The following is a 16,134-nucleotide window of genomic DNA, read 5'->3' on the forward strand; positions in this document are numbered from 1 at the left end:
GATCATAATACGGGGCATTGCAACAAAGAGTAAGTTCCTTCGGAAACCGCTTGTGCCGTTCCGGAGGAATAAATAAATTTTCTTTTATAGAACCTGACCCCCTTCAGGTTCGCTCTTTGGCCATCCTCTCATTAGGTGGAGACACACCATGGATTGCGGTCGCGATACACTCTCTAAGCTGCTTGAAGGCGTTAAAACCTTCCAGAACGATGTTTACCCAGAAAGTGCAGAACTGTTTGAAAGCCTCGCAAACAGCCAAGCACCTTCTACGCTGTTCATCACCTGCGCAGACAGCCGAATCAGCCCCAGCCTGATCACCCAGACTCAACCGGGTGAGCTCTTCATCGTTCGTAACGTTGGTAACCTCGTACCAGCCTACGGTGAAATGCTTGGCGGTGTTTCTTCAGCTATCGAATATGCTGTGGCTGTTCTCAAGGTCAAAAACATCATTATCTGCGGACACTCCAACTGTGGTGCCATGGGTGCGTTGATGAACCTGAATGACCCCAAGCTCGATGGCCTTCCCACCGTCCGCAGTTGGATGCGCAATGGTGAAGCCGCGCGCGCAACTCTTGGGGATCTCAAAGCAGAAGATGCAGGCCCCGCGCAAATCCGTGAACTGACGGAAAATAACGTACTATTGCAACTAGCACATCTGCGTACTCACCCTGCTGTGGCACGTGCACTCGCCAAAAAAGACATCACCCTGCAAGGGTGGTACTACGATATTCCCAAGGGACAAATCGCTGTTTTGGATGAACAAACTCGGACCGCACGCTCCGTAGCGGATGTTCTTTCTGACCTTGGTGCCTAAATTCTCCGACCGATTTTGGACAAAGTGCTGCCTCACGGCAGCACTTCTTTTCTCTGCCCCGGCTGCAAACGCACACCGTTTAAAACTCAGCACATGGAATCTAGACTGGCTAACTCTCAGGCAGAGCGGAGACGCGGCTCTTCCACCAGACATTCCCAGCCGCACACAAAATGATTTCTTAAGGCTTCATGCCTATGCTGACCACCTCAATGCAGACATTATTGCTTTCCAAGAAGTTGAAAACGTAGAGACTGCCTCACGTGTTTTCGACCCTCAAAAATATCAATTCATCTTTAGCCAAGACAAAGTCATTCAAAAAACAGGGCTCGCTATCCGTAAGTCACTCTCTGTTTCCGTCAACCCACCCTTGCAAGAACTAGACAATACCCCGCCAACAGCGATTCACCATCTTCGCAGCGGGCTGGATGTCACACTTTCTGACGGCCCTCAAACACTGCGCTTATTGGTCGTACATCTCAAAACAGGCTGCTGGGACCAGCCCCTAAGCCAAAAGCAACATTCATGTCCAACTCTGTATCAACAATTCACCATTCTAGAAAACTGGATTGCCGAGCGGCAAGATGAAGGCATGCCCTATGCTGTTTTGGGAGACTTCAATCGTAGGTTAACCCCCAGCGACCCACTCATGCAGCACATGAACACAATTGCCCCGCTCAACCTCACCACAGCTGGTTTTTCTAGCCCTTGCTGGTACGGCGAGTCTTTTATTGATCATATTCTACTGGGCAACACCGCGCGCCAATGGCTCGTCCCTCAAAGCCTACGGGTCTTAACCTACCAACGCGATACAAACCCTACTGGCCTTTCAGACCATTGCCCCGTTTCAATCACCCTAAACATACCTGACACACCTTAGACGCAATAAAAAAGGGCCGGCTAAGCCGACCCTTTTTATCAAAGGCACCGTAAGAAGAACCCTTCACACGATGTCTTCCAATCTTACTTGGAAGCAGCCTTCTTGTGGCCCTTATGATGCTTGTGCTTGTGGTGATGCTTTGCTGCACCCTTGTCGTCAGCAGCAGGTGCCGCTGCGTCAGCTGCTGCTGGTGCAGCGTCTGTTGCAGCAGGAGCTGCTGGTGCTGCCGGAGCAGCAGCAGGTGCCGGAGCCGTTGCCGGGTCAGCAGCGAATGCAGGAGCAGCAGCCGTCAGGGCCAGAGCAGAAGCAGCAGCGATCAGAGAAACATTGAACAGACGCATGGGAACCAAGCTCCATATAAAAATAATCACTGGATCAACAAGAAAGAAATCGAAGAAATCGATCTCTTAAATCTCGACCTTGATTGAAGCCTATCACTACATTTTCAGATAGTCGCGCATTAACTTTTAGAAATTTCAAGTCAATAGGGCAGGTATTCGTGAATGCGCCACAATTATGACATATTCCGTTACCGTTAAAAAACACCATAAAAACAAAAAAAGCCGACTGATAAAATATCAGCCGGCCCTTCAAAACGCTTAGCGAAACGCTCTTACGCTTCCTTAGAACGCGATGCGCGCTTACGCTCATGCGGATCAAGGTAACGCTTACGAATACGAACCGCAGACGGTGTAACTTCAACCAGTTCATCGTCCTCGATGTATGCAATTGCTTGCTCAAGGCTCATCTTACGTGGCGGCGTCAGAAGCAGCGCTTCATCCTTACCGGATGCACGCATGTTGGTCAGCTTCTTTTCGCGAACTGCGTTAATATCAAGGTCGTTCTCACGTGAGTGCTCACCCAAGATCATGCCCTGATAAATCTTCTCACCCGCATCAACAAACAGCGTACCGCGGTCTTGCAGAGAGAACAGTGCGTATTGCGTCGTGGTGCCGTCTTCAGCAGAGATCAAGGAACCGTTACGACGGCCTTCAATCGTGCCAACATAAGGATGATAACCATCGAACAGACGGTTCATCAGGCCCGTACCACGCGTATCCGTCAGGAACTCACCATGGTAACCAATCAAGCCACGTGACGGGATCAAGAACGTCAGACGGACCTTACCACCACCAGACGGACGCATATCCTGCATCACGCCCTTACGCAGGGACATCTTCTCAACGACAACGCCAGAATAAGGTTCGTCAACGTCAACCAGAACTTCTTCAAACGGCTCTTCGCGTTCACCCGTTTCTGGGTTTTCACGGAACAGCACGCGCGGACGGCCAATCGTCAGTTCAAAGCCTTCACGACGCATCGTTTCAATCAGAACGCCAAGCTGAAGTTCGCCACGACCAGCAACTTCGAATGCTTCACTTTCTGGGCTGTCCGTCACCTTAATAGCAACGTTGCCTTCGGTTTCCTTGAAGAGACGGTCACGAATCTGGCGAGACGTTACCTTCTTACCTTCACGGCCACCCAACGGACCATCGTTAATACGGAACGTCATAGACAGGGTTGGTGGATCAACAGGCGTTGAAGGCAGCGGTGCTTCAACCGTTGGGTCAGCAATCGTGTCTGGGATGGTTGCTTCAGACAGACCAGCCACAGCAACAATGTCACCAGCTTCTGCTTCTTCAACCGGCACGCGGTCCAGACCGCGGAAGGACAGCAGCTTGGTCAAGCGGCCCGTTTCCACAATCGTACCGTCGCGGCGCAGAACGCGAACAGGCATGTTCACCTTCGCACGACCCTGCTCGATACGACCCGTCAGGATACGACCCAGGAAGTTGTCGCTTTCCAGAATGGTGGACACCATGCCAAACGGCGCATCCTTGTCCAGACCCGGCGTCGGAACATGACGCAGAACGAGGTCAAACAAAGGAGACAGATCTTTGCGTGGGCCTTCGATTTCTTCATCAGCCCAACCCTGACGGCCAGATGCATACAGCATCGGGAAGTCGAGTTGCTTTTCATCCGCACCCAGTGCCGCGAACAGATCAAAGATCTCTTCATGCACTTCGTCCGGACGTGCGTCACCACGGTCAATCTTGTTCACGACAACGATCGGGCGCATGCCACGTGCCAATGCCTTACCCAGAACGAACTTCGTCTGTGGCAGTGCACCTTCAGCAGCATCCACGAGGATGATCGCGCCATCCACCATGCTCAAAATACGCTCAACTTCACCACCGAAATCGGCGTGACCTGGGGTATCAATGATGTTGATGCGCGTGTCGTTCCAAACAACAGACGTACACTTCGCGAGAATGGTAATACCACGCTCACGTTCCAAGTCGTTGCTGTCCATCGCACGATCAGCAACGTGCTGATTGTCACGGAACGAGCCGGATTGCTTGAGGAGCTGGTCGACCAGCGTGGTCTTGCCATGATCAACGTGTGCGATAATGGCGATATTACGGAGTTCCATACGGTCTTCCAGAAAGAGGCTAGCAAAGATCAAATTCCGCGATCTTCTGCACTGAATCCTGACAATTTGCAAATGCTGTCGTCGTCTTTTCATATCCGACACCACTTGAGCCATCGCAAAAGCTGCTTCACATACGCAGAAAATCAGCTTTTATGCAGTTTACACTCGAAGGAAAAATCTATGTCTCACCCCGGCCCATCTGCCCCCGGCACCGATGCTCTTAGTCAGCTAGGACAACATGCTGTTCCTGCGTCTTCTCCTGAAGAAGCCGTGCTCGAGCGTGTTCCCGCACCGCATAAAGGACGCCAATACGTCATTCGGTTTACGGCACCTGAGTTTACATCCCTCTGCCCCGTCACTGGCCAGCCGGATTTCGCGCATATTGTCATTGACTATATCCCGCGTAACTGGATCGTCGAAAGCAAATCTCTCAAGCTTTATCTGACGAGCTTCCGCAATCATGGCGCCTTCCATGAAGATTGCTCCGTCAGCATTGCCGAACGCCTCGTGGAACTTCTTGACCCAGAATGGCTCAGAATCGGCGCATATTGGTACCCCCGCGGCGGCATTCCCATTGACGTTTTCTGGCAAACTGGCACCGCTCCAGAGGGTGTCTGGATTCCCGCTCAAGAGGTTCCCGGCTATCGTGGCCGCGGCTAAGCTCTGTCCATGACCGAGGTCGCAGCCATAGCGCGCTCCACAAACGGCCCCATTACACAAGCGCGCCTTCAACATGACCTAACACAGCTAGGGGTACAGCCAGGTATGACCATTCTGGTTCATACCGCCCTTAGCCGTGTCGGTTGGGTCTGTGGCGGTGCGCAGAGTATGATTAACGCCCTCATTACAGCTGTCGGCCCCAACGGCACACTTATGATGCCTGCTCAGTCTCCTAGCTTGAGTGACCCACAGCACTGGAGCAACCCACCTGTCCCTGAAAGCTGGTGGGCCACAATCCGCGCCTCCCAAACACCTTATGACCCGGACCTTACCCCGACTTATGGTTGTGGGGCCGTCCCCGAAGCCTTCCGACATTGGCCCGAAACACGCCGTAGCGACCACCCCCTCTTATCTCTCTCGGCACGAGGCCCGAACGCTACAGAGTTTTTATGCCATCAACCGTTGACGGATCCGCTCGGCAGCGAGTCTCCCTTGGCACGACTGGAAGATCAGGACGGGCTCATTCTCATGGTCGGCTGCGGTTGGGAAACATGCACGGCATTACACCTTGCAGAACGCCGTGCCACACCAAACGCCCCTCGCCTTCAAGACGGTGCCCCTATGCTCATCAACGGACAACGCCAATGGGTACCCATTTCACTTCCCATTATGGATAGTGACCGCTTCATCCAAGTTGGTGCACAGTTAGACGGCCAAACTTTCATGACACACGGTCATATTGGCCAAGCCTTCACACGTTTTTTCCCATTACGCCCAGCCAACCTCTTAGCTGAAAAAGCCCTTCGCTATTCTTAAACCCTCTTACCCAGAGCGATAACAACATCACAACCTAGCTGTACGTTCTGAGACGCAGGATTCAACATCCAGTATAGCTTCTCGCTGTTTAAGGCGAACTCAACGCTAGCACCACTCAAGCAGCTCATGCGCTGAATTAAACGACCGGATCACGCATCAACCGTGCCATGCCGCGGCCATACGACACTCGCAGCAACCATACGCCCAGCACTAAAGCCACCATATCCAAACACGCAGCAAAGCAATCCACATCCCCTTGCTGCCAATGGCGCCAACCATCCATCAGCGGAAGCACTAGCGTGATACCGGCCACAACGCGCATCAACCACGGCGTTGCACGCTCCCCCCCCATGCAGGAAGCAATCAACAAACACGCGAAGAATACAGCGTAAAATACGCGCTCGCATACAACATAATACTCTGCATGCGGTACCGCCAACATCGCAACCAGAACCGCGGAAACACCGGCCATACACCCAAATATCACCCCTGCGCTCAGCACAGACAGAAGACGCGTTCCAAAGCGGTCTGCCACATAGCCCGCAGCACGGTCCTTGCGCCGGCGCGATGCCAACCACAATGCGTTCCCAGAATAAAAAAGAAAACTACCCACCGCACTCATCAACGCCATTCCGACATGGCCAAGCCAACCACCGAAACGCCCAAAATGGAAACCACCAATGGCAGCAGCAGCAAGAAAAGATGTACTCTGATGATAAGGTAAATCTTTCACCCCAACGAGACGGCCATCATAGGGGTCCACTAAAGCAACACCCCCTCGGGCAATACGAGTAACCGTTGTTGCATCCGGCCCAACAGCCATGACACGAAAACCACCCTGCCTCGGGAAATAGTCCAAATCTTTTGGCGTAAAACTAGGCACATCATTTTTTAGGTGCGCAACGAGAACATCAGGTTCTAAAAAAATTTTCTCGTGTTGTGACGCCTTCATATCATGCACCGGCAGCACATTCTGTTTAGTGCTTGGCATCACCTTAACAACCGGCACAAAAAGCGCACGCTCCGCCATACCCAGCGGCTCCACAAAAGCAAAACCCAATGCTGTAACCGCAATCATAATATGAAACGGCAGTGAAAACACACCCAACAACGTATGCAAATCAAACCATGCCCGCCGCGCACCTTGCCCTAAGCGCATATTAAACATCGCTCGCACGACTGATGGGAGCATCACCACCACACCAGACACCAGAGCCATGGCATATAAAAAGGCAACAATCCCCATTACAGGACGGCCCCAAGCGCGGTTCAGTGGCAGACCAATCCGCTGGTGCAACATATTTAAAAAGCGTGCACCCTGCGGTGGCACACGCTGCGCCAACACAACGCGCCCTTGCGTATCCAGTCCCGCATAAACCGTTAAACCAGGACCACGATCACGGTCCTGCTGCAATACCCAACTCATACTTGAAGGGTTTGCCCCTTCGGGAGCCAAGTGGAGAGTAAACCCTGCCCGCGCTTTAGGATTTTCGGCTAATGCTTTGTCCCGCAACTCTCCCAGACGACTAAACGGCACAGGTGCAGGCAACCCTTGTGAGGATGCAGCCCAATCCTGCAAGGGCTCCTCAAACTGGGTCAGTGTCCCAGCATAAAAGCCAATAAATAAAAATAACCCCGCCAGAATACCAACCCAGCTATGCACACGACGATACAACGCCACAATTTCTGGCTTACGCATCATAATGCCGCCCACCCCGCAACACAGAGCGCATACAAAAGACCGTACACCCCCCAGACGAATATATTACCCGCCAACATAGCCCCTACAGCACGCAAACCGGACCGACAGGTCAGCGATAGACATACCACCAGCACCCACACCACACCCGGAACCCAGCGCAACAACAAGGCTTCTGCTTGGTCCAATTGCGCCGAAACTCGCAACAGTAAGCCCAAATCCCCCAAAACACCGAAACTTAAAGGAGCACCTAAAATAAGACCCGCTAAGGCCTTGCTCAACCATTGCTTCAGCAGTGCATCGGGGTTCTGCCCACCCCGCTTAGAACGACGCGAATCACGCATTGCGTTGGAATATCCGATCACGGCGCATGTTTTTAACCGCCGAGAATAAACCACTTAAAAACGCTAACGCCATAGCCCCCAACATCACCATAAGGAGCGCAAGACTCAACGCTGCCGGAAAGGAGAATACCCGCCACAGCACCACCCAACTCACCGACCACATACAAGCAGCCAATACCCAACTCATTGTGCGCGGCAAAGGCTGACGCAACAACACTTGCGCAGGAGCGGAAAGATATAAAAACAGAGCCGATGACACAGCAAAAATGCTACTCAAGCACACTCCAAACCCTGCAAGAGGCATCTTTCACCCTTTCTGAAAAAGCGAAGACAAAGCCCTCTGCACCTCGTCTTTCACGCACGTGCCCAAAAACCTTATTTGGCAACTGCAATAATTGAATGCGCAGCCCATATCACAAATAATAATTAATCTCAATTAGGCGCGATAAAAACACCCGGACCATTGCTGTATCCGGGTATTGCTAAAAGAATAATTTTAACGGTTACGCTGTTCTGCACGATATTCGGTCAGCGCATACACAGACCAAATCGCAGCAGGAACCCAACCAATCACCGTAATCTGCAGTACCAAGCAAATCAGACCACTAATTGGACGGCCAATGGTAAAAAACTGCAACCAAGGCAACAAAAGAGCCAATAGAAAACGCATAATCTGTCCTCTCATTAAGATGACTATTCACGGCCTTATCATCAGCCATGATGCCAAAAAACACAATGTTCACCTTGGCACGACCACAAAGACACATAACCCTCTTCATTAGGCGGAAACGCTTGAATGGCTTATCATTCTATTGTCTCAACACTCACCAAGAGCCTAGCCCATGCGTATCAGCATCTTGTTCATCCCTCTACTTTTTGCCGCCTGCTCTCCCGCCCCCAAAGCCCCCGAAAAAACGCATACCATGACGATGGCAAACCCTGCTTCTGTCTATTGCGTACAGATCGGAGGACGGTCCGAAATCCGTACCGAAGCTCAAGGGCAAGTAGGGTACTGCCATCTACCCGATGGCTCTGTCCGCGAAGAATGGGCGTTGTTCCGTTCCGCCCATACCTCACACTAAATCACTGCGCGTTTAACCAACCACCCGTAAACCCAGCGCGCGTCAAACCATCACGGATGTGACTGTTTTGACGCATAACCTGCCACACAAAACCACTGCGCCAGTTCTCCAGCATGAGCAAAATAGGCCCTTGATCAATGCCCAATTGCTGACCATCAACCCAAAAATTCCCTTGGTCATTAAAGGTCAAATTGAACGAATCTTTAAAACCATACTGGTCATAAATGCGGCTTCCATACCGATCATACATCGCATGCAAAGTCGGCAGAACAATCTCAGGTGCGAACGCAACAGACCCACCCGCTGCAGTCGGCGCAATAGTCCCATCATCCAAAATATAATCTGCACCCGCGCCACGCGCACTATATGCCAGATAATGACGGTCTTGCCCCTGATGAGCCTGACGGGCCTCTCCCGGCCCATCACAGGCCGTCAGACCCCACACATCCGAGCCATAGCCAACCCATTTCCCCGGATTACGCACAGCATAATCACGCTGCGCGTAAGTCGCCGCACGACTATTTTGGAAGTAATCTGTGTGATGCGCCCGAGAAAATGCATCCTGAATACCGCGCATATCTAGCCAAGATTCACTGTATTGATGCCCAAACAGCGGCGCAAAATTCAAAAATGTCTTGCCCTCAAAGCTTGTCCATTGCCCTGAAAAACTTTGTGTCCATTGATCCCACAACGCGGGTGGCAAAGGAGAGGTCGGTGATGCCAGGGAGAGCAAATACAAGATCAAACCTTCATTATAACCCTTCCACGGCGTTGCGATAAACGTGCCCGGTGGATACCACCCCATCCGCAACCACTGACCACCATCTCGCATCCAGGCCCAGTCCACCCGGCGATACAATGCTTCTGCCAAAGACCGTATCTCACGCTCATCCGGCGTATCGTGGTTATAGTAAGACTGGGCAAACAAAACGCCCGACATAAAAAGCCCGGTATCAATACTGGACAACTCGGACCAATCCGCCACCCGCAAACCCGTATTAGGGTCAAGAAAATGATAGAAAAAACCATGATACCCGGCACTGCCGGACACATTACCATTTTGCGGTAAAGAGCTCAGAAAACGTAACGTTAGCAAGGTGCGGGCCACAGCAGCATCCCGCGTAATATATCCGCGCTCTGCCCCAATGCCGTACGCCGTCAAACCAAAGCCAACACTTGCAATGCTCGCGGCACCATTCGGCAACGGTGCCCGATCTGGCACAAGCCCATTCTTCGGGTTCGCATTATCCCAAAACCAGTGGAACGTCCGATACTCTAAGTCCTGTGCAAAAGCGATATCCTGCGGAGCCAAAGTCGATTTTACATCCTCAGCTACAGCAACGGACGACAAAGACAGAGCGGCAGTGACCGCCACTCCCGCCAGCGCCGTCATATTCCGTACCCAACGCGCAGTTGATTTCACCGAAGCAATTAAACGGACATCAAGCATGAACACCTCTGAACAGAAACGCAGAATACACAAGAACGCTCCTCCCATCGGCGCAAGCCTCAACTTGTAACAGTCGCGAGAGACCGCACTCCACCGTCGTTCACAATTAAGATAGCACCCTAAACAGGGTAGTGACATGCAACTTCACGCCCGCCCCCAACCGGCCGCAGCATTGGACGCTCCTGCCCACAACGCGACCTCACAACTGGACACCGCGTATGAAAAGGACACCCAGACGGCACATCCACCGGACTCGGCACATCTCCTTGCAAAGCATTGGGCAAAGGCTGATTCAAACGCGGAATCGCGTCCAATAATGCCCGGCTATAAGGATGCGCAGGATGCTGCATGAGCGAAAGGGTCTCCCCCACCTCAACAATACGCCCCAAATACATCACCGCTACACGATCAGCCATTTGCCTCACGACAGAAAGATCATGCGAAATAAAAACACACGCCAGCCCTAAACGAGCGCGCAACTCATGAAATAAATTAATGATTTGCGCCTGCAATGAAACATCCAAAGCCGAAACAGGCTCATCTGCCACCAATAAATCGGGCTGTAACACCAAGGCGCGTGCAATATTTAACCGCTGTCTTTGTCCACCTGAAAAGGTCTTTGGAAAACGCCCCTTAACATCGACCGGCAACCCAACTTGTTCCAATAATCGCTCAAGAGTACCGGCATCATAAGAGCGACGATGGATCTTTAATGGCTCTAATAGCGCATCCCCCACACGCCGCCGCGGATTAAAACTCGATAGCGAATCTTGAAAGACCATTTGCATACGCGGTCTCATCGACCTCATTGCACGCTCAGAACGGCCACTAATCACCTGTCCTTCGAAGCGCACCTCCCCTTCATCAGGCTGATCTAAGGCAATCAACAAACGCCCCAATGTTGATTTCCCACACCCTGATTCACCGACAAGCGCAAGAGCTTCACCACGCGCTACCGTTAAAGACACGCCCGCAACCGCATGCAGAACACGCCCCCTCCCCACAGGGTAACGACGATGAAGATTCTTCACCTCCAAAAGAGGATGATCAGATGATGCGCTTTTCTGCATCAATCCAGCGCCTCCGCCCCATCATACAAAATACACGCCACTTTCCGCCCCGTAATCCCAACATTCAAAATAGGGCGCGTGTGACACGCGTCGCTCACATACAAACAGCGCGGCGCAAAAACACACCCTACCGGACGAGATGCAGGGTTAGGCGGTGTCCCAGATAAACTTTGCAAACGCTCCGGCCTATCTCCCTCCAAAGGAGGAACCGCAGCAATCAGAGCCTGCGTGTATGGGTGCAAGGGCTTGTTCAAAACTGCTTCCGTCGGCCCTTCTTCGACAACAACCCCTGCATACATCACAGCCACACGCGTACAGGTTTGCGCTACAACCCCCACATCATGCGTAATGATCATAAGCCCCGACCCACGAGCTCTAATTTCTTGAAATAACCGTAAAATCTGCGCTTGAACCGTCACATCCAAAGCCGTCGTCGGTTCATCTGCAATTAAAAGGTCCGGAGTACACGATAACGCCATCGCAATCATGGCACGTTGCCGTAGGCCACCAGACAGTTGATGCGGATAACGCCGCGCAGCACCATCGGCATCCGGCACTCCCATACGTGCCAAAAGAGCCACAGCCTCATCCCATGCCGCACGAAAGCGTATTTTTCGGTGCAAACGAATTTGCTCTACAATTTGCTCCCCGACAGATCGTACTGGGAAAAACGCTGTCATTGGATCTTGAAACACCATCGCAGCCTTACGCCCACGGACACGCCGCAAAGCACGCTCAGACAACGTCGTTAGTTCCACACCATTCAGGCGTAAGCTTCCCTCTGTCACCACATCAGGTACAAGACGTAAGATGCTGAGCGCCGTCAAACTTTTACCGGAGCCAGACTCACCAACCACTCCCAACGCTTCACCACGTTGCACCGACAGGGACACCCCATCCAATAGCCGCACACCATTACGGAGCGTTAAGCGCATATCATCGACACAGAGAAGCGGTTCATCCCCCATGACGTACCCCCCGCAACCTCGGGTCCAGCAATACGTAAATCCCGTCTACAACCGCATTCGTCAGCACTACAAAAAACGCCGCATACATCACCGTGGCCATAATTAATGGCAAATCCAACGTCGCCAATGCCTGATACGTCAAACGGCCAACACCGGGCAGCGCAAACACCACCTCAACCAACAATGCGCCACCGCCCAATAATTGGGCAAAATCCAGCCCGAACAAAGACACAAGTCCCGTCCAAGACAAACGCAAACCATATCGAGTCCAAAGCGCTATAGGCCCCACCCCTTTCGCCCGCGCTGTCCTGACCGAATCATCCCGCATAGCCGCCAGAAGATCATTTCTTAAAACCCGTGCATAAAACCCAATGAACGACACAGCCAACGTCAATGCCGGCAATAACAAAGCACGCGCCCAGCCCCACGGACTGTCATGAAACGGCGTGTATCCCAGTGGAGGCACCCAACGAAACACAATACTGTCATGCCAACGGCTTTGCGTCAGAAGATTAACCGTTTCCCCCAACCAAAAAACCGGCATGGACAACCCCACAAGCCCCAAGGTCATGACCACCCGATCAGGCCACCGCCCTGCACATATTGCCGCGATCAGCCCAAAGACCAACGCCCCCCCCACCCAAAACAAGGCGGCAAACAAAACGAGTGACCCCGTAACAGGCGCAGCTTGTAAGACTTCCGGCACAACACGTTGCCCATGATTTACATAAGATGTCAGGTCACGGGTCACGAAAAGCTTTTTCATCATCGTGGCGTATTGCACTGGCAAAGAACGATCAAAGCCGTACTCTGCGCGCACACGCGCCACAACATCTGGGCTCGCTCCACGTCCCGCAATACGCGCCGTCGGATCCGCACCGGGGGTTGCAAAGAAAATTGCAAACACCAAGACAGAAATCCCAAATAAGACAAAAACCATCTGCCCTAAACGCGAAAACACAGCACGCATCATCATGTCCGGTCGTGCTCCGGCGCCTCTAAAGCCGACTGCGCAGCACCACCCAAAACATTCAAGGATAAAACTGTAATAGCGATCAAAATACCCGGGGCAATCGCTACAAGAGGACGCGTATATAAAAGCCCCTCACCATCCAAAATAATCGTCCCCCAGGACGCCGCTGGCGCTTGCACCCCAAGAGATAAAAACGACAAAGCCGATTCCGCCATCAAACACAGTGCCATGACTAAAGGTGCCAGCACTAAGAACGATGGCCATAAATTCGGTAAAATTTCCCGCACAAGAATACGCATATCCGAAGCACCAGAGCTACGCGCGGCCAGCACAAACTCAGCCCGCGCCAAACGCTGCACCTGCGCCCGCAACGAACGCGCTGCATAGGGCACGTACACCGTTGCGATAATCATAATGGGAATGAGAAAACTATCTGCTTCAATACGCAAAGGACCAATGGTCAAACCGTGACCCAACGTCACAACCGACAACGAAATTGCCAACAAATATACGGGGATGGCCCATAAAATATCCATACACCGTGACAGGATAATATCGATCCATCCCCCCTTATAACCTGCCCATAACGCCACACTGCCCGCTACAAGCAAACACACAACTGCCGATGCCCCCGCGATCAGTAAAGAATTGCGGCCACCGTAGAACAAACGTGCAGCCACATCCCGGCCTTGCGTATCCGCCCCCAACATATACGCGCCTAACCGCCAATCTGGCCCTAAAGGCGACAAACCAAGATGTAGAGGGTTATCATTAGGCTGCATGACATCCACAACATGCCCACCACGCAATGCCGTGCCCGCGACATTAGAATTAAACGGGCTGACACCACAAAAATGTGCATAAAGCGGCGCTGAAAGAGACGAAACAACAACGAAAACCAACGCCCCCACAGCGCACCACACACTCGGTCGCATTACACCACCTATGCTTTGCGGGTATGGTTTTGCCTGCACACCATTCCCCTTCTCATCACGTTAGATAATGACCTCTAACACCCTAACGCCATGAGAAGGAACGCTGAAACACCCCTTTACGAAGACAAACTCAACTCTTTTTTGGAGAATGAATGCGCTTTTACATAATCAAGCACATGACCTTCACTCTCTAATTTGAAAAGTGAAATCCGTTTTTTCAACCGCATCGCCTCTTGATCCAAAGATGCAATAGACGTTGTCGTTTGCTCCAACATCGCCGCATTTTGTTGAATTGTCTGCGTCATTTCACCAACGGCTAAATTCACTTCTTCAACGGCTATCGACTGCCCTGAAGAGGCTTGAGCAATCTCAGCAACATACTGATTAATCTCACCAACTTGGCGCAAAATATTTTCGAGAGCTCCACCCGCATCGTTCACTTGAACCACACCATCCTGTACAAAATGCCCAGAATTCGACACAAGCTCTTTCACCTGCCGCGCACTCTCCGCAGACCGTAAGGCCAGCGTTCTCACCTCACGCGCCACAACAGCAAAACCACTCCCCGCATCCCCTGCACGGGCGGCCTCAATACCTGCATTCAAAGCCAAAAGATTCGTTTGAAATGCAATGTCATCAATCAACCCAATCACTTGACTAATTTCTTTAAAGCTCCCCTCAATGCGCCCCATCGCATCCACCGCCCCTTGCATCTTTTGGGCCGAATGTTCTGCCGTTTCACGCGCTTTATCTGTTACTTCTGCCACCTTCTTGGCACTTTCGGCAGAATCGCGGAGCATTCCTGAAACACGTCCCAAAGCCACCGAAGATTGTTCAATACTCTGCGCTTGCCGGTCAATGCGACGTGAAATATCTGTCGAAGCTGTAGCCACCTCACTCGCGCCAGAATTAATAACCACAATACCTGACTGAACAGCCATCAAGGTCTGTCGTAACTTCACAAAAGAACTGTTAAAATCATCACGCATAATCAAAAGTCGGTCAGGAAAATCCGTATCCACATGATACGTTAGGTTTCCTTCGGCCGCTTCTGATAAGCCTTTTCGTATTGCATCAATTGCTTGTTTTTCAAATGCTGCATCACGCGCCGCACGTTCTGCGGCCAACTCCCGTTCCCGTGCAGCATTTTCTTCTAATAACCGCTGCTCATCTTCCAAGCGGCGCGCTTGTACCAAGGCATTTTGCATAATATGCAAAGCTTTCGCCATAGCCCCCACTTCATCGCCACGCTCTTTATGCACGATATCTTCATTCAAAATACCACGTGCCAACGCCAACATATGATCACGCACAGAGAGAAGAGGCGAAACAATACCTCTATTAGCAACATAATAAGAAATAATAGAAAATATTAATATTGAAAAAAATACAATAGACATACATAAATATATAGAAAAAGACGCCGATTTCATAATGCTATTGGCTTTATTGTCAACAGACATAATTCTTTTACTGGCAAGAGAACCAATATCCAGCGCAAAATTAACGCCATCACGATCTAGATAATTTAAATTATCAATAACCTGTTCGACATCTCCCTGCTTGACTGCTGCCCCAGCTTGACGAAACATCCTCCGCAATTCTATCCAGCGCTTATTAAATGGTTCCAAAGTTTGAGCCATTTGAGGATCTTTACGCCGCGCTTCATTCAAAACAGCATCCATACCCTCAATATCACGCTCAAAGCGTTTCTGAGTTTCTAAAACAGTAGAAGTATGGACCTGCTCCAACATTCGGTGCGTTGCATATAGTAAAGCATTTATTTTATCTGTTGCCCTTGTAAGCTCTATAGTACCAGGATCATCTACCTGAACTAATTTTCTATAACTTTCTTCTGTTTTTATTTCATTATAAGATAAAAAAGCATTTCCAACCAAAGCAACCACAGCCAAAGAAAAAGCAACCAAAGCTATTTTGGTTTTTATCAATGTGTTTTTCAGCATAACACCCAATCCATAAATATATAATTTAATTAATTCAAATAATTTAAT

The 16,134-nt window shown here is 51.1% G+C and carries 17 protein-coding genes; 5 read left to right on the top strand and 12 right to left on the bottom strand.

Annotated elements, in window-relative coordinates:
* Window positions 1-148 precede the first annotated feature (148 nt).
* Window positions 149-814, top strand: a complete 666-nt coding sequence (locus KB213_RS01735; RefSeq protein ID WP_211680302.1) for a carbonic anhydrase — start codon at window positions 149-151, stop codon at window positions 812-814.
* A complete protein-coding gene (locus tag KB213_RS01740) occupies window positions 789-1,691 on the top strand; it encodes an endonuclease/exonuclease/phosphatase family protein (RefSeq protein ID WP_211680304.1) in 903 nt (300 codons plus the stop codon). The genes KB213_RS01735 and KB213_RS01740 overlap by 26 nt, the downstream gene beginning before the upstream one ends.
* Before the next feature lie 83 nt (window positions 1,692-1,774).
* Here the strand turns inward: KB213_RS01740 and KB213_RS01745 are convergent, their stop codons facing one another.
* The gene (locus KB213_RS01745) at window positions 1,775-2,032 is read right to left on the bottom strand and encodes a hypothetical protein (protein WP_211680306.1); all 258 of its coding nucleotides are present in this window, start codon (window positions 2,030-2,032) and stop codon (window positions 1,775-1,777) included.
* A gap of 272 nt (window positions 2,033-2,304) precedes the next feature.
* Entirely contained in the window at window positions 2,305-4,125 is a 1,821-nt protein-coding gene (gene typA, locus KB213_RS01750; RefSeq protein ID WP_068169924.1) for a translational GTPase TypA, read from the bottom strand.
* Between the two features lie 180 nt (window positions 4,126-4,305).
* On the opposite strand from typA, the gene queF reads away from it, so the two are divergent.
* Both queF and KB213_RS01760 read left to right on the top strand, forming a co-directional pair.
* On the top strand, window positions 4,306-4,785 hold the full coding sequence (queF, locus tag KB213_RS01755; RefSeq protein ID WP_211680309.1) for a preQ(1) synthase: 480 nt from the start codon (window positions 4,306-4,308) through the stop codon (window positions 4,783-4,785).
* 9 nt (window positions 4,786-4,794) lie between these two features.
* Window positions 4,795-5,601: an aminoglycoside N(3)-acetyltransferase gene (locus tag KB213_RS01760; RefSeq protein WP_211680310.1), complete on the top strand. Its 807-nt coding sequence runs from the start codon at window positions 4,795-4,797 to the stop codon at window positions 5,599-5,601.
* 136 nt (window positions 5,602-5,737) lie between these two features.
* On the opposite strand, the gene KB213_RS01765 is transcribed toward KB213_RS01760, so the two are convergent.
* From KB213_RS01765 to KB213_RS01780, 4 genes are all read right to left on the bottom strand, one after another.
* Window positions 5,738-7,303 (bottom strand): PepSY-associated TM helix domain-containing protein, encoded by a 1,566-nt coding sequence (locus KB213_RS01765; protein WP_211680312.1) that lies wholly within the window; start codon window positions 7,301-7,303, stop codon window positions 5,738-5,740.
* Complete coding sequence (locus tag KB213_RS01770; RefSeq protein ID WP_249110127.1) at window positions 7,300-7,644, bottom strand: hypothetical protein; 345 nt, start codon at window positions 7,642-7,644, stop codon at window positions 7,300-7,302. Before KB213_RS01770 ends, KB213_RS01765 begins: the two co-directional genes overlap by 4 nt.
* Entirely contained in the window at window positions 7,637-7,921 is a 285-nt protein-coding gene (locus KB213_RS01775; RefSeq protein ID WP_211680314.1) for a hypothetical protein, read from the bottom strand. Before KB213_RS01775 ends, KB213_RS01770 begins: the two co-directional genes overlap by 8 nt.
* A gap of 219 nt (window positions 7,922-8,140) precedes the next feature.
* Window positions 8,141-8,314, bottom strand: coding sequence for a YqaE/Pmp3 family membrane protein (locus KB213_RS01780; RefSeq protein ID WP_084366964.1), 174 nt, complete (start codon window positions 8,312-8,314; stop codon window positions 8,141-8,143).
* A gap of 172 nt (window positions 8,315-8,486) precedes the next feature.
* Here KB213_RS01780 and KB213_RS01785 point away from each other — a divergent pair, with 172 nt between their 5' ends.
* The gene (locus tag KB213_RS01785) at window positions 8,487-8,726 is read left to right on the top strand and encodes a putative hemolysin (RefSeq protein ID WP_211680316.1); all 240 of its coding nucleotides are present in this window, start codon (window positions 8,487-8,489) and stop codon (window positions 8,724-8,726) included.
* Window position 8,727: 1 nt separating this feature from the next.
* On the opposite strand, the gene KB213_RS01790 is transcribed toward KB213_RS01785, so the two are convergent.
* The 6 genes from KB213_RS01790 to KB213_RS01815 all read right to left on the bottom strand — a co-directional run bounded on the left by KB213_RS01790 (window position 8,728) and on the right by KB213_RS01815 (window position 16,086).
* The gene (locus KB213_RS01790; RefSeq protein WP_249110129.1) at window positions 8,728-10,176 is read right to left on the bottom strand and encodes a glucoamylase family protein; all 1,449 of its coding nucleotides are present in this window, start codon (window positions 10,174-10,176) and stop codon (window positions 8,728-8,730) included.
* A 119-nt stretch (window positions 10,177-10,295) separates the two neighbouring features.
* Entirely contained in the window at window positions 10,296-11,246 is a 951-nt protein-coding gene (locus tag KB213_RS01795) for an ABC transporter ATP-binding protein (RefSeq protein ID WP_211680318.1), read from the bottom strand.
* Window positions 11,246-12,214 (bottom strand): ABC transporter ATP-binding protein, encoded by a 969-nt coding sequence (locus tag KB213_RS01800; protein ID WP_211680320.1) that lies wholly within the window; start codon window positions 12,212-12,214, stop codon window positions 11,246-11,248. The genes KB213_RS01795 and KB213_RS01800 overlap by 1 nt, the downstream gene beginning before the upstream one ends.
* Complete coding sequence (locus KB213_RS01805) at window positions 12,204-13,187, bottom strand: ABC transporter permease (protein ID WP_211680564.1); 984 nt, start codon at window positions 13,185-13,187, stop codon at window positions 12,204-12,206. The genes KB213_RS01800 and KB213_RS01805 overlap by 11 nt, the downstream gene beginning before the upstream one ends.
* Window positions 13,187-14,122, bottom strand: coding sequence for an ABC transporter permease (locus KB213_RS01810; protein WP_211680565.1), 936 nt, complete (start codon window positions 14,120-14,122; stop codon window positions 13,187-13,189). The genes KB213_RS01805 and KB213_RS01810 overlap by 1 nt, the downstream gene beginning before the upstream one ends.
* A gap of 116 nt (window positions 14,123-14,238) precedes the next feature.
* Window positions 14,239-16,086, bottom strand: coding sequence for a methyl-accepting chemotaxis protein (locus tag KB213_RS01815; protein WP_211680322.1), 1,848 nt, complete (start codon window positions 16,084-16,086; stop codon window positions 14,239-14,241).
* Window positions 16,087-16,134: the final 48 nt, after the last annotated feature.

It is taken from the genome of Neokomagataea anthophila, from assembly GCF_018122595.1.
GTDB lineage: Bacteria > Pseudomonadota > Alphaproteobacteria > Acetobacterales > Acetobacteraceae > Gluconobacter > Gluconobacter anthophilus.

Coding starts and splice junctions, on each gene's coding strand:
- KB213_RS01805 (WP_211680564.1), bottom strand. CDS start 13,187: ATGATGCGTGCTGTGTTTTCGCGTTTAGGGCAGATGGTTTTTGTCTTA.
- KB213_RS01735 (WP_211680302.1), top strand. CDS start 149: ATGGATTGCGGTCGCGATACACTCTCTAAGCTGCTTGAAGGCGTTAAA.
- KB213_RS01740 (WP_211680304.1), top strand. CDS start 789: ATGTTCTTTCTGACCTTGGTGCCTAAATTCTCCGACCGATTTTGGACA.
- KB213_RS01815 (WP_211680322.1), bottom strand. CDS start 16,086: ATGCTGAAAAACACATTGATAAAAACCAAAATAGCTTTGGTTGCTTTT.
- KB213_RS01790 (WP_249110129.1), bottom strand. CDS start 10,176: ATGCTTGATGTCCGTTTAATTGCTTCGGTGAAATCAACTGCGCGTTGG.
- queF (WP_211680309.1), top strand. CDS start 4,306: ATGTCTCACCCCGGCCCATCTGCCCCCGGCACCGATGCTCTTAGTCAG.
- KB213_RS01810 (WP_211680565.1), bottom strand. CDS start 14,122: ATGCGACCGAGTGTGTGGTGCGCTGTGGGGGCGTTGGTTTTCGTTGTT.
- KB213_RS01780 (WP_084366964.1), bottom strand. CDS start 8,314: ATGCGTTTTCTATTGGCTCTTTTGTTGCCTTGGTTGCAGTTTTTTACC.
- KB213_RS01765 (WP_211680312.1), bottom strand. CDS start 7,303: ATGATGCGTAAGCCAGAAATTGTGGCGTTGTATCGTCGTGTGCATAGC.
- KB213_RS01785 (WP_211680316.1), top strand. CDS start 8,487: ATGCGTATCAGCATCTTGTTCATCCCTCTACTTTTTGCCGCCTGCTCT.
- KB213_RS01800 (WP_211680320.1), bottom strand. CDS start 12,214: ATGGGGGATGAACCGCTTCTCTGTGTCGATGATATGCGCTTAACGCTC.
- KB213_RS01795 (WP_211680318.1), bottom strand. CDS start 11,246: ATGCAGAAAAGCGCATCATCTGATCATCCTCTTTTGGAGGTGAAGAAT.
- KB213_RS01760 (WP_211680310.1), top strand. CDS start 4,795: ATGACCGAGGTCGCAGCCATAGCGCGCTCCACAAACGGCCCCATTACA.
- KB213_RS01745 (WP_211680306.1), bottom strand. CDS start 2,032: ATGCGTCTGTTCAATGTTTCTCTGATCGCTGCTGCTTCTGCTCTGGCC.
- typA (WP_068169924.1), bottom strand. CDS start 4,125: ATGGAACTCCGTAATATCGCCATTATCGCACACGTTGATCATGGCAAG.
- KB213_RS01770 (WP_249110127.1), bottom strand. CDS start 7,644: ATGCGTGATTCGCGTCGTTCTAAGCGGGGTGGGCAGAACCCCGATGCA.